Below are 13,290 nucleotides of genomic sequence, written 5' to 3'. Positions count from 1 at the left end.
CTGATTTATGAAGGTATTAGTTATTGGTTCTGGAGGACGCGAGCATGCTTTAGTATCAAAGGTTGCAGAGAATTCCATTGTCGAGAAGGTGTATTGTGCGCCTGGTAATGGTGGCACATGCAGAGAAAATAAGTGTGAGAATATTAATATTAGGCAAATAGATGAGCTTTTAGCATTCGCTATAAAAAATAAGATAGATATCACAATAGTTGGATCAGAGGAATGGCTGGTACAAGGTATAGTAGATAAGTTTAAACAAAAAGGACTTAAGATATTAGGACCTAGTGAAAAAGCGGCAAGGCTTGAAGGAAGTAAAGCTTATTCTAAAGAGTTTATGAAAAAATATGGTATAAAAACAGCTGTATATGAAGTTTTTGAAAATGAGAATGAAGCTATAGGGTATTTGAAAAACTGTGAATATCCTATAGTAATTAAAGCAGATGGCTTGGCAGCAGGTAAAGGAGTTATTATATGTAATGACTTTACTGAGGCGGAGAAAGGCATAAATGATTTTATGGTGTTAGATATATTTAAAGGTAGCGGAAAGAAAATTATAATTGAAGAGTTTTTAGAAGGCGTAGAATCGTCGATACTCTCCATAACAGATGGAAAAGTTATAATTCCTTTTGTATCTTCAAAAGATCATAAACAAATATTTGACGATGATAATGGACCTAATACAGGAGGGATGGGAGCTATAGCACCAAATCCATATTGTGATAAAGAGGTATTAGATGAATTTTGTGAAAATATATTAAAGCCTACTCTTAAAGGAATTCAAGAGGAAAAAATGGATTATACAGGCATAATATTTTTTGGTATAATGATAACGAAAAAGGGTGTATATTTGCTTGAATATAATGTAAGGTTTGGAGACCCAGAGACGCAAGCGGTTCTTCCACTTATGAAAAGTGATTTTACAGAGCTTGTGATTAGCGCTATAGATGGTGAACTTAAAAACTTTAGATTAGAATGGAATGAAGGATATTCTTGCTGCCTAATTGCGGCATCGAAGGGTTACCCCGGAAAATACGATACAGGATTTGAAATAAGTGAGCGTAGTAAATTAGAAGGCAAGCTATTTCTAGCAGGTGCCACATGCGATGATGGTATTATGAGGACAGCTGGTGGTAGGGTTTTGGGAATAACAGGTCTTGGGCAAACACTTAAAAAAGCAAGGGAAATAGCTTATGATGATATGAAGAAAATTCAGTTTGATGGAATGTACTATAGAATGGATATTGGGATATTAAAATAACAAAAAAGGTAGATGATTTATAAATCATCTACCTTTTCATTATGTAAGACTATTAAAAAATGCTTATAAGCATTTTCACGGCAACAGCTAAAGACATGGTTACAAATATAGGTTTTATAAGTTTTGAACCCTTATTTAACGCAACGCTTGTACCCACTTTAGCCCCTAAAATCATAGATATTGCAACAGGTACTCCTATCATGTAATTTATTTTACCACTTATGGCAAACAAAATTAGGGCTGTAATATTGCTTATAAAGTTTAAAATGCGGGCATTAGCGGAAGATACTACAAAGTTAAACCCGAAGATACTTATAAATCCAAATACTAAAAAGGAACCAGTTCCAGGACCGAAAAAACCATCATAAAAACCTAGAGAGAGAGCAAGGATTATACCGTATATAACATTTTTTTTAGTAAGCCCTTGAAATTTATCTTCAAGTCCTAAAGATTTAGAAAAAAGAGTATAAATTCCGATAAATAAGATGAGAATTAATACCAATCCATTTAGAAATTTTTGGTCTATATTTAGTACCGTTCTAACACCTAACATTGCACCTATGAATGTAAAGGGAATAAGATATTTTAAAAGCTTAAAATCAGCCTTGCCTGATTTTATAAATCCGAGAGAACTAGTAAAAGAACCAGCAGTGGCACTGAATTTGTTAGTGCCAAGCACCATGTGAGGAGGCAGACCTGCAAGCATAAAGGCAGGGACGCTTATTAAACCACCACCCCCTGCTATGGAATCTACAAAGGATGCTAAAAAACCAGCTATGCATAGAAGAATAATTTTAGTAATCATATGGCACCTACCTAAGTTTTATTATTTAAGAATGAATATAAAGTCCTACTATTAATATATATGATTTCTAAGATGTTGTAAAGGAGTACAGTGATGATTTAAGTCAAGTAATAATCAAAATAGAGTAGCATACTAATTTGTAATTTATTTGAATACTCCTTAATAGCCTATTGATTTATATGTAATATATACGTATTATATATAGATGGGATTAAAAAATTATAAATATTTCTCTAATGCGAAATTAACAAAATAAACTTTATGAAAATAATATAATATGGGGAGGATTTAAAATGGTAGAACAAAATGAAAAAACAATTGAAGCGGATAGTAACAAACAGGGTATTAGATGTGGAAATTCAAATGAGGTCAAAGCTATTAAACCTACTTTTGTAGATGCTTTTACAGCTAGCCTTATAGATTTGATAGTTATAGGGGCAATATCAACAGTAGGAGTATTTGTGATAGATGCGGTGATTAAATTAGCAGGATATGCTGTAGCTCAAAAGTTCCAAATGTCATTTATAATCTTTATGGTTGTTATGGTACTATACATGAGCATTATGGAAAGTGGAAAAACGTCTGCTACATTTGGTAACAAAGTATCTGGACTAATTATTACAAAAAGATAGGAGTTTGAGAAAACAATATGCAAAAAAGAAAAGAATATGAATTTTATATAGAAAACTTAGAATTTCCAGCACAGGGCATAGCATTTTACGAAGGTGAAAAAGTTTTGATAAAAAATACATTGCCAGGGCAAAAGGTAATTGCTAAAGTAGCAAAAAAGAAACAAGATGTAGTAGAAGCAAAGCTTGTAAAAATACTTGAAGATGTAGACTACAAAATTGAGCCTCTTTGCAAGATTACAGATTTATGTGGAGGATGTAGCCATCAATTTCTTTCTTATGAAAAACAATTAGAATTTAAAAAGCAACAGGTATTAAAGTTGTTTGAACAAGCAGAAATAAAAGATTTTGAGTTTCTAGGTATAGAAAAGAGTCCTGAACAGTTCGAATATAGAAATAAGATGGAATTTACATTTGGTGACTTTCGAAAGGGTGAAGAATTAACTCTAGGAATGCATACCAAAGGAAGAAGCTTTAGTATAGTTACTGTTGATGATTGTAGAATAGTAGATGTGGATTTTAGAGAAATTCTGAAATTAGTATTAAACTATTTTAAAGGGTTAAAATTTACACACTATAATGTAATGGAGCGTGAGGGATATTTAAGAAACTTAGTTATTCGAAAGGCCCAAAACACTGGTGAAATATTAGTAAACATAGTAACTACATCTCAAGTAGATTTTGATTTTAGTGAAATAACTAATATGCTTAAGGATTTAAAATGTGAGGGAGTCATTACAGGAATAATACATACATTTAATGACTCATTATCAGATATAGTTCAAGCAGATAAAACTGAAACATTATATGGAAGAGAATATATTATGGAAGAATTATTAGATCTTAAGTTCAAAATTAATCCTTTTGCTTTCTTTCAAACTAATACAAAAGGAGCAGAAAAGCTTTATAGCTTAGTTAGAGATTTTTTAGGTGAATCAGAATCAAAGGTAGTTTTTGATTTATATTGTGGAACGGGAACTATAGGACAAATTGTTGCAGCTAAAGCAAAAAAAGTTTTGGGAATTGAATTAATAGAAGAAGCAGTTGCTGCTGCAAATGAAAATGCAAAAATTAATAAATTAGACAATTGTGAGTTTATAGCAGGGGATATAGCGAAGGTTATTAAAGAGGTAAAAGATAAACCAGATAGCATTATTCTAGACCCTCCAAGAGCTGGAGTACATCCTACAGCATTAGATTATGTAATAAAATTTGATGCCAGGCACATAGTTTATGTTTCTTGCAACCCTAAAAGTCTAGTAGTTGATCTTAAGGAAATGATAAATACAGGATATAAGGTGCAAAAGGTAATACTAATGGATATGTTCCCACACACTCCTCACATTGAGACTATTGTGGACTTAATGAAGGCATAACTGGATTTGACAATAGTATTAATGCTATTTATGGAGTAATTTACGACATTTTTCCGACGGTTACGTTAGCATGTCGGAAAAGTGGTTTTCAAATTTATTTATAGCTGATTGTTTCATCTTTGTTGTAATATGAGAATAGGTATCCATGGTTGTCGCTAACTTACTATGACCTAATCTAAGTTGAGTGTATTTATAACCAGCATCAGAATCTAGAAGCATAGTTGCATGAGTGTGGCGATTATGTAGAGTGTTTGATTATGGTGAGTGTTTTAATAAATTAGCCTATCTGTGGGCTTCTTCTGTTATTCACTCACCATAATTGTTCATAATAAGCATATCAATGTTTTATGAAAGGAGCTTATTATGAATGAAATTCAAGTAATCCAAGAATTTATGAAATCAATTTTAAGAGAGCTGGAATGCCAAAAATATTCGAAAGGTGCTATTAAAACTCATAGTATGATTTATAATGGAATTTTAAAATACATAAATGTAAATAAGATTTCTTCTATCAATGAACAAGTTTGCATTAACTATGTATTTTTTCGTACAGGCTATAATATCGATGGATTTTATGGTACTGGCAATCGTAAAGTTAATACTGTAATGAAACCACTCCAAGAACTACTGGATTATATCCAGACGGGAACTGTTAAGTTTAAGATGCGATCTAAAATTAATACTTACCAATGCCCTATTCAGTTTGAAGAAGAATATTCTGCTTTTCAAGAAGAGCTCATTTATAGGGAGTACGCTAGATCAACTGTCATTTCTAACACACAATTAATAAATAAATTTTTAATACTTTTAGATTCGCATAAAATTTATTCTTCAAAATTAATTTATGCGAAGTATCTTTCTCTTTTTCTTTCTGAATATAAAAAATGCAAACCTAAGTATATTTCTACAATTATTTATGTTTTAAGAAACTATCTAACTTTTTTATATGATCATAGATTTATAAATGAAGACATAAGCAAGTCACTTCCAAAAGTAAGAATTATGAGAAATGCATTTATTCCTTATTCATGGAATTCAGAGGATGTTAAGAAACTTCTTAAAGCTATTGATAGAGGTGATCCAAAAGGAAAGAGGGATTATGCAATCATACTTCTAGTAGTACGTCTTGGATTGCGCGTTAGCGATATTCGGGGATTAGAGCTTCAAAGCTTAAATTGGAGTCGGAAAACAATCTCATTTGTGATGCAGAAAACAAAGCAACCACTGGAATTACCGCTGCTCGAAGATATTGGTTGGTCAATCATAGATTATTTAAAGAATGGACGACCAGAAACAAAATCCAATAGGGTATTTGTGAGACATCGGGCACCTTTTGATTCATTTGGCGAAAATGAAAGTTTTTATCGTGAACTACATCGCTATATGGTAAAAGCTCAGCTTAAAATTCCGTTGGATGTACATTGTGGACTCCATTCATTAAGAAGTACATTGGCAAAAAATATGTTAGAAGCAAAAACTCCTCCTACTACTATTTCAGCAGTTCTTGGCCATCAGAGCATTCAGACTACAAGCATTTATATTAAAATTGATTTGATAGGTCTGCAAAAATGTGCATTAGATCCGGAGGAGGTGTTTGAGTTATGAAAAACACCTATAAATGGATAAGTGATATGGCACAACTTTTGCAGCTATATTTGACAGAAAAACAGATGACAGGATTTAAATTTGAAAAACAAGGCCGAGAACTAGAACGTTTTGATAGTTATTACCACAGAAATGGATATACAGGTATCCGGCTAACAAAGTCTATGGCGGATGGATTTATTTATGGCATCAATTATGAAAAGTCATCAACTCATTACAAAAAAGAAGTCCTATTAAACAGTTTAGCAAAGTTCATAATGCGCCAGGGACATTCAGTTTATATACCTTTAATTAAATCTGCACAGCAGAAACGTTGCTCACATATACCATATATTTTTTCCAAAGAAGAGTTAAAACGATTTTTTTTGGCAATCGATCAGTATCCACAAACTACTAGAACAAATCGCAATACTATTGACCCTGTATTGTTCCGACTGTTATATGGTTCTGGATTGCGAGTGTCAGAAGCCTTGAATCTACAATGTAAAGACATAGATTTTGAAACTGGTACTATCACTATACTCCAAGCGAAAAATAATAAGGATAGACTTGTACCTATTGCAGCAAGTCTAACTAAAGATTTCGAAAATTATTCTCCGAATTACACACCTTTAGTGATAAATCCACCTACTTTTTTATCAGTACGACCGGTGGAAGAATTGATAAAAGCACCGTATACTGTAGATTCCGTGATTATCTTTTAATGGCTGAGATATCTCACACCCAACGTGGACCAAGGGTACACGATCTAAGGCATGCCTTTGCGGTTCACTGCTTAAAAAAATGGGTGCTTTCAGGTAAAGAGCTGACTAATTTAATGCCTTATCTTGCTGCATACATGGGGCATTCAGATTTTAGGGGTACACAATATTATCTTCGTTTAACAGCAGACTTATATCCAGACATAATAAACAAAACAGAAGCCCAATTTGGATATTTAATTCCTGAAGGATGTGACAGTTATGAAGGAGAATGATTTCTCAAGGTACTTAACAAACTTCTTGTCACGTTATTTACCCGGTCAAAAAAATGTCAGCATAAACACCATTTCTTCCTATCGGGATGCATTTAAGTTGTTGCTTATTTTCTGTGAAAAAATCAAAAAAATTAAACCTGAAAAGATAACATTAGAAAAACTGACAAAAGATCTGGTTATTGAGTTTCTTAAATGGTTAGAGTGTGAACGAAAATGTTCTATATCTACGAGGAACCAACGGCTTGCTGCACTCCATTCTTTTTTTCATTATATTCAAAAGGAAAGTCCAGAGAATTTATATGAAATACAAAAAATACTTTATATCCCGAATAAAAAGACGGCGAAGCCAATGATTCCATATCTTACTGTGAATGAATTAAAAATTCTAATGGAGCAGCCCGATTTAAAAACAAAAGATGGGCGTAGAGATTTAGTATTGTTGGCCACATTGTATGATACAGCTGCAAGGGTACAGGAATTGGTCGATTTAAGGCTACATGATATTCGTCTTACGTCTCCAGCCGTAATAACATTACATGGAAAAGGCGATAAAAGCAGGCAGGTTCCAATCATGGGAAGAACTCAGAAGATACTCCAACAATATTTAGATGAAAGTAAACAAAGCACTGGAATCTCAAAAATGGAATTGCCCGTTTTCTATAATCAACAGCATAGAAAACTCTCACGTTGGGGCGTATCATATATTATAAATAAATATGTAGAAAAGGCAAAACAGAATCCACACTTCAGCATTGACTTTCCTGTAACGCCACATGTTATTCGCCATAGCAAAGCTATGTGTTTGCTCCAAGCGAGTGTAAATCTAATATATATTCGTGATTTCTTGGGTCATGTTGATGTGGCGACAAGTGAGATTTACGCAAGGGCAGATAGTGAAATGAAACGAAAGGCATTAGAAAATTCATATATAGATTTAGTCACTGATGAATTGCCAAAGTGGGAGAAAGATGCAGGTTTAATGAAATGGCTTAACAGCCTATGTGAGTAAAAATGTGTAATATTATGGTGAGTGTTTTTAGGTTAAGTTGTTAAACAGCTGATGTTGTGGAGTTACACTCACCATAATCAAACACTCTACATAATGCCGAAATGAGTGAAAACTATATTTAATTCCAAGCTCATAATTAATTACTCGGCTTAGGTATTTCAAACTCTCAGTCGAAATAAGTTCACCATTTTCTCGTGTAGATAAAAGGTCAGTATTTGTATAGGTCCTATTACGTTCTTTGTAAATGTAATTTTCATTAGCGTAATGGGTACCATACTTTATTATGTTTTTTTCTTGAAGTATAGGAATTTATAGAATATCCATATAATCAATAAAAATGGGTTTAATATACATGATGAAATTAAACTAGAAAAATGTAAGGGAAAAGAGTAAAATAAAGTTTATGAGTTGGATAAATAAGAATGTAGAATCAGATATGCTAACGTTTAAATTAATATTGAATTTAAATGATAATTGGGAAGAATATAAGAAAAATGATAAATATGAAGTAAGAGAGGTGGAAATTAAAGAAGTAGAAAAAATGTTAGGCTGCATGGATGTTAAAAAAGGATACACAAGTTATATATGCGAAGCATGCGGAGAAATAATATATATACCGCATAGTTGTAAAAGTAGAATATATGCAGTACTTGTGGTAAAAGGCATGCAGATGAATGGGCAGAAAAGATAAATTCGGAAATGTACGCAGTACCCTACAGACATATAATATTTACAGTATCAGATAAGTTATGGAGATTTTTTGAGGGTAATTCAATGATGCAGAAAGTAATGCTTGAAACAGCATCAAAAGTAATGAAAGAAATAGTTTCAGAATATAATGGTAAAAATAAAGAAGCAGAACCGGGAATAATAATGGTGCTACATCCATTCGGGAGAGATTTAAAAACAAATATGCATGTGCATATGCTTATGACCGAAGGTGGGTTAACAAAGAAAGAAGAATGGATAAGCATGCCATATATTGATTATAGGATAATAAGAAAGAAATGGCAGTATGGAATATTGACAGCAATGAGAAAAGCAATGCCAGGAAATAGTGAATTAAATAAAATAATAGATTGGTGTTTTAAAGAGAGAACAAATGGATTTAACATACAAGCAAAAAGAAGAATAGAAGGAAAAACAAAGCAAGCGGCAAGATATATGGCAAGGTATGTAAGGCATCCTGCGATAGCGGATAGTAGGATAATAGGATATGATACGAAGAATGTAATATTTAAATATGAAAGGGATGGGATATCTCATGAGGTGATAATGGATAAATATGAGTTTATTCATAGTGTAATAAAACATATTCCAGATGCGAATTTTAAGATGGTAAGATACTATGGAATCCATGCGAGAAGAGCTAAAAAAAGAGTGAGAAAAGTAATGGGTAAGTTAGGTAAGCTTGTAAAGTACGTAATAAACTCATTTTCATGGAGAAAGCACATAATAGAATATACAGGAAAAGATCCACTGCAATGCACGAAGTGTGGAGGACAAATGAAGTTATTTGAAATAGCCTACTGTAATAAAAAAGGAGAAATGAAGAAATATGGTGGGGTTAATTTGTTGTTAAAAAAATTAGGAGTGAGGGAAGTATATGAGCTTGAAAAGGAAGCAGAAACAAAGAAAAAGAAAAAAATCAATGTAACGAAAAGGCAGAATGGAGTCAGTTATGTATGTTCTAACTGTGGAATAGAAGAAAAAATACCAGTAGGAGTTTTAGAGGAACTTGATGAACTATATCCAGAACAATTACTTTTGGGAGGTCATCAATTTAAATGTGAAAAATGTGATATTGGTATAATGAAAGAAAAAGAATCAAGGTCTATTATTAGAGGGTATGGATTATTTGAAGGTATAAAAAAAGGCTCCCTATAGGGAGTTGTAAAAGGTCATGAGCGTAGCGAATTTTCTTGGCAATAATTGAGATAAGCTAATTATCCAATATTGTAAGGAGGAGTATTTTTATGTAAGATAATTCAAAGAAAATTTTAAGAAATTATATCAACGAGCGAAAGTTTACAAAACCAAATGAGGTTGTAGCTGCAATAAAGAGTATGTTCAGAGACGTTCTTCAGGATGATTTAGAAGCGGTGATGGATCTAGAACTTGATTATGACAAATATGATATATTAGAAAAACAATCCTTAAATAGTAGAAATGGTCACTCTAAAAAAACTGTAAAAGCAGAACTTGGAACAGTAGAACTTAATATACCACGTGGTAAAAATAGGTGAATTTGAACCCGAAATATTGACTAAGCATCAAATAAATGTAACTGGTATTTGAGATAAAATAATTGCTCTTTATGCAGCTCGAATGACTAACGAGATATAGCTGAACAAGTTTTAAATTTATCTGTAGTAAATTATTATGTGGAGTAACTATATAATAATTTTTATCTTCAACTGTTTTTATTCGTTTAACTTTGCATAATAAGATAGTAAAATATCAGTATGACTAATTAGAATGGAGGTCATTTATTTATGTCTAATAATACTGTTAATTATTCACTAACCAATTTAATATCCGATGCTACTGTATATATGGATAAACTGAACTACAGTAGAAAAAGCATTTTGGACTATAATTGACTATGGAAACATTTCCTTGATTATTCAGAGTCGTCTAAAAGTCATAGCTTCTATTCTCCCAAATTGGGAGATGAATTCTCAGAAGATTATTACAAGATTACTAAAGAAATTAAATTAAAACCTTCCCAGGTATATAAAGTCAGAATTATAAGGGTGATTTATGATTATATGGTACATGGCCAATTAAAAAAATGTTATAGGTATACAAAAAAAGATGCTCCCAATCAATTTAAGGGTATTCTATCTGATTTTTCAGAGTGTGGAATGAGAAAAGGTCTACATCATAATATTATTATGATTAAATACGATCAGATGAAACTCTTTATGGAATATCTAGAATTCGAGCACATAGACAGCATTTTAAATCTAAATTTAGAATAAGTATTGGGATTTTCAAAATCTTTATACAAATATTCAAGTAGAACTAAATCAACACTTTTATGTACCTTATGTGAATTTCTCACTTTTATGTTCGAAAATAGATATATAACAGAACCATTAGGTGAACTGTTTCATGTAATTACCACATATAGATACGAAAAGAACCCATCTCTTTATTAAAAGTGTGAACTTAATAAGATAGTAGAATCAATTAATAGGAATATGGCGACTGGATGCCGAGATTATGCAATGATGATTCTTGCCATTCAGTTAGGTATGCGTGTAAGCGACATTAAAAACTTAAAAATAGAACATATTAAATGGGATAGGAACTGCATTGAATTTTCATAAAGGAAAACAGGTAAACATATCCATTTATACCAGACAACCTTAAGTTTGCAATCATAGACTACATTAAGAACAGCAGACTGGCATCTAGTGATTATCATATATTCTTGCGACACAGGGCACTTTTTGAAACATTTGTAAATGGTAATAAACTTTATGGTTGCATTAACCAATATATTACGTCATCGGGAATAGTGGTAAAAAAAAGCATGGTATGCATTCCATGAGAAGTAGCTTGGCGGGAAATCTTTTGGTAAATAACACACCAATTCATGTGATTACAGGAATTTTGGGACATGATAATTTTAACAGTACCTAGACATACATTAGGATTGATGTTGAACAGTTACTCTATGAGTTTCTTTTATGGCTTGAATCAGAAAAAAACTACTCAGCCATCTAGAAACCAACGACTTGCTGCAGTCCATGTACTTTTTAGATATATCCAAACACAAGCACCAAAATATATGAGTTTATGTAGTCATGTCCTATCTGTTCGCTCAAAAAAAGTATCACAAAAACCAGTTGAATATTTAACGCTAGAGGCTATAAAAGAACTTCTTGCAACTATTGATACGACAAGTAAAAAGGGGCGCAGGGAGCTTGCTACAATCGCACTTCTTTAGAAACTGGTGCACGTGTATCAGAGCTTACCAACCTGACAGTTGGAAATATACGATTCAGTAAGCCGCCATCTATAACCCTTACAGGGAAGGGCAATAAAAGTAGAATAATTCTATTAATGCCTCAAACTATTGAGATTTTAAAAATGTACATGGAGGATTATAATATACTTTGAGTGATGATCAGAATATTCCTCTTTTTTTAATAAAAACAAAAAAGCTGTTAAGAGAAGGCATTGCCTATATATTAGACAAATATGTTGAAGTAGCGCGAGTTAAATCTCCAGACTTATTCAAACTAAAAATTACACCAGTACTGATACACTGCAAAGCAATGATATTAGTACAGAACAATGTAAACATTATATACATAAGGGATTTTTTAAACCATGTATCAGTATCTACTACAGAAATTTATGCCAAGGCAAATCCAGAATTAAAACGTAAGACAATTGAAAAGGCTAGCCAAGGTATTCTTTCAAAAAATAAATATACCAAAGAGGAAACTAAATCTATGCTCGATTGGTTGAAAACCATCATATAAGCATAATATTATGTGGAGTTGAAAAAGAAAATTTATAGTAACATGGTACAATTTATCCAACAACTCCACATAATAATTTACTACAGATAAGATGCTATACATTACAAAGTACGTGATGACAAGCATATTATAATCAAAGCAGCTTACGCTGTATTAGGCGTGAATATGGATGTTGAAAAAGAGGTGATTGTTATTTGGATAGGAGCATGAAAGCAGTAAGTTCTGGCTTTCAGTGCTTAATTACCTTAGAAACAGAGGCATGAAGAATGTTTTGGTGTTTTGTGTAGATGGCCTAAGTGGCTTCAAAGAAGCAATTGGTGCTGTATATCCTTTTGCAAAAATACAACGTTGTATAATACACCAATTGAAAGCAAGTATGAAATATATACTACATAAAGATACGAAGGCATTTGCAAAAGATTTGAAAGCTGTTTACGGTGCAGTAAATGAAGATCTTGCACTTGAAAATCTAAATTTTGCAAAAGAAAAATGGGGCAATAAATATCCAAATGCAATAAAAAGCTGGGAAGATAATTGGGATAATCTTCTCAGCTTTCTTTATATTTCTAGAGTATATTCGTAGAAGTATATATACCACAAATATTATAGAGAGCCTCAATAGTAGGTTTAGAAAGGTCACAAAAACGAAGCTTATATTTCCTAATTACGGGAGTCTTATGAAAATGTTATATTTAGCAACTGAAAAAGTAAGTAAGAAATGAACTCGCGTATATACAAATTGGGATCTTGTTATCAGCCAACTCAATATATTATTTAGTGGAATTTTAAATGCTGGAGCGTAGCTTAGGGGACTCCGTCCCCTAATCCCTGAGGTTTATCGCTTTAGTTCTAACAGGAACGATAAAAACGGGCAACCTAAATGGCTACATGTTCCTGTATAGAAGATGAATAACCGCTTAAATCTAATTTTAGCCTAAATAGAGAGAATACACAAAATTATTTACACGCTATCAAAGCAGCTTACGTTGTATTGGGTGTAAATTTCTTTTCACTCTAACATTCCTCTACTCCTTTGTACTTTTCTCTACCTAATCTACCTAACAACTTCTCCATTTACCCTTCCAACATTTGCTGCATAACATCTTTTAGTAGTCTTTGCATTAAACCATTCA

General features: G+C 32.3%; 16 protein-coding genes and 2 pseudogenes. 16 read left to right on the top strand and 2 right to left on the bottom strand.

Annotation, left to right across the window (positions count from 1 at the left end; all coding sequences use genetic code 11):
* Positions 1–7 precede the first annotated feature (7 nt).
* The gene (purD, locus tag ACWJKS_RS12135; RefSeq protein ID WP_462959668.1) at positions 8–1,258 is read left to right on the top strand and encodes a phosphoribosylamine--glycine ligase; all 1,251 of its coding nucleotides are present in this window, start codon (positions 8–10) and stop codon (positions 1,256–1,258) included.
* Between the two features lie 52 nt (positions 1,259–1,310).
* Here the strand turns inward: purD and ACWJKS_RS12130 are convergent, their stop codons facing one another.
* Entirely contained in the window at positions 1,311–2,063 is a 753-nt protein-coding gene (locus tag ACWJKS_RS12130; RefSeq protein WP_216303986.1) for a TSUP family transporter, read from the bottom strand.
* 293 nt (positions 2,064–2,356) lie between these two features.
* On the opposite strand from ACWJKS_RS12130, the gene ACWJKS_RS12125 reads away from it, so the two are divergent.
* Both ACWJKS_RS12125 and rlmD read left to right on the top strand, forming a co-directional pair.
* Complete coding sequence (locus ACWJKS_RS12125; RefSeq protein ID WP_220285945.1) at positions 2,357–2,695, top strand: RDD family protein; 339 nt, start codon at positions 2,357–2,359, stop codon at positions 2,693–2,695.
* 17 nt (positions 2,696–2,712) lie between these two features.
* Positions 2,713–4,068, top strand: a complete 1,356-nt coding sequence (gene rlmD / locus ACWJKS_RS12120; protein ID WP_462959667.1) for a 23S rRNA (uracil(1939)-C(5))-methyltransferase RlmD — start codon at positions 2,713–2,715, stop codon at positions 4,066–4,068.
* 60 nt (positions 4,069–4,128) lie between these two features.
* On the opposite strand, the pseudogene ACWJKS_RS12115 reads toward rlmD, so the two are convergent.
* Positions 4,129–4,305: pseudogene (locus ACWJKS_RS12115) on the bottom strand (site-specific integrase); the annotation flags it as partial.
* A gap of 126 nt (positions 4,306–4,431) precedes the next feature.
* Between ACWJKS_RS12115 and ACWJKS_RS12110 the strand changes: the two are divergent.
* The 13 genes and pseudogenes from ACWJKS_RS12110 to ACWJKS_RS12050 form a co-directional block, all read left to right on the top strand.
* Complete coding sequence (locus ACWJKS_RS12110; RefSeq protein WP_462959666.1) at positions 4,432–5,673, top strand: site-specific integrase; 1,242 nt, start codon at positions 4,432–4,434, stop codon at positions 5,671–5,673.
* Positions 5,670–6,377 carry a tyrosine-type recombinase/integrase gene (locus ACWJKS_RS12105; RefSeq protein ID WP_462959665.1) on the top strand — a complete coding sequence of 236 codons (708 nt, stop codon included), beginning with the start codon at positions 5,670–5,672 and terminating at the stop codon, positions 6,375–6,377. Before ACWJKS_RS12110 ends, ACWJKS_RS12105 begins: the two co-directional genes overlap by 4 nt.
* Positions 6,311–6,649, top strand: coding sequence for a site-specific integrase (locus ACWJKS_RS12100; protein ID WP_462961077.1), 339 nt, complete (start codon positions 6,311–6,313; stop codon positions 6,647–6,649). Before ACWJKS_RS12105 ends, ACWJKS_RS12100 begins: the two co-directional genes overlap by 67 nt.
* The gene (locus ACWJKS_RS12095; protein ID WP_462959664.1) at positions 6,636–7,658 is read left to right on the top strand and encodes a site-specific integrase; all 1,023 of its coding nucleotides are present in this window, start codon (positions 6,636–6,638) and stop codon (positions 7,656–7,658) included. Before ACWJKS_RS12100 ends, ACWJKS_RS12095 begins: the two co-directional genes overlap by 14 nt.
* 403 nt (positions 7,659–8,061) lie before the next feature.
* A complete protein-coding gene (locus ACWJKS_RS12090; RefSeq protein ID WP_462959663.1) occupies positions 8,062–8,349 on the top strand; it encodes a transposase zinc-binding domain-containing protein in 288 nt (95 codons plus the stop codon).
* On the top strand, positions 8,298–9,545 hold the full coding sequence (locus ACWJKS_RS12085) for an IS91 family transposase (RefSeq protein WP_462961076.1): 1,248 nt from the start codon (positions 8,298–8,300) through the stop codon (positions 9,543–9,545). Before ACWJKS_RS12090 ends, ACWJKS_RS12085 begins: the two co-directional genes overlap by 52 nt.
* 110 nt (positions 9,546–9,655) lie before the next feature.
* Complete coding sequence (locus tag ACWJKS_RS12080; protein WP_462961075.1) at positions 9,656–9,904, top strand: transposase; 249 nt, start codon at positions 9,656–9,658, stop codon at positions 9,902–9,904.
* A gap of 525 nt (positions 9,905–10,429) precedes the next feature.
* Positions 10,430–10,642 (top strand): hypothetical protein, encoded by a 213-nt coding sequence (locus ACWJKS_RS12075; RefSeq protein ID WP_462959662.1) that lies wholly within the window; start codon positions 10,430–10,432, stop codon positions 10,640–10,642.
* Positions 10,643–10,840: 198 nt separating this feature from the next.
* On the top strand, positions 10,841–10,993 hold the full coding sequence (locus ACWJKS_RS12070; RefSeq protein WP_462961074.1) for a tyrosine-type recombinase/integrase: 153 nt from the start codon (positions 10,841–10,843) through the stop codon (positions 10,991–10,993).
* 293 nt (positions 10,994–11,286) lie between these two features.
* A complete protein-coding gene (locus tag ACWJKS_RS12065) occupies positions 11,287–11,616 on the top strand; it encodes a hypothetical protein (RefSeq protein ID WP_462959661.1) in 330 nt (109 codons plus the stop codon).
* A 32-nt stretch (positions 11,617–11,648) separates the two neighbouring features.
* Positions 11,649–11,789 carry a hypothetical protein gene (locus tag ACWJKS_RS12060; RefSeq protein WP_462961073.1) on the top strand — a complete coding sequence of 47 codons (141 nt, stop codon included), beginning with the start codon at positions 11,649–11,651 and terminating at the stop codon, positions 11,787–11,789.
* Positions 11,786–12,157 (top strand): site-specific integrase, encoded by a 372-nt coding sequence (locus ACWJKS_RS12055; protein ID WP_462959660.1) that lies wholly within the window; start codon positions 11,786–11,788, stop codon positions 12,155–12,157. Before ACWJKS_RS12060 ends, ACWJKS_RS12055 begins: the two co-directional genes overlap by 4 nt.
* Positions 12,158–12,247: 90 nt before the next feature.
* A pseudogene (locus ACWJKS_RS12050) lies at positions 12,248–12,960 on the top strand (IS256 family transposase); the annotation flags it as partial.
* Positions 12,961–13,290: the final 330 nt, after the last annotated feature.

This window comes from Clostridium sp. CM038 (genome assembly GCF_055081105.1).
This window is presented reverse-complemented; position numbering and strand designations above follow the sequence as displayed.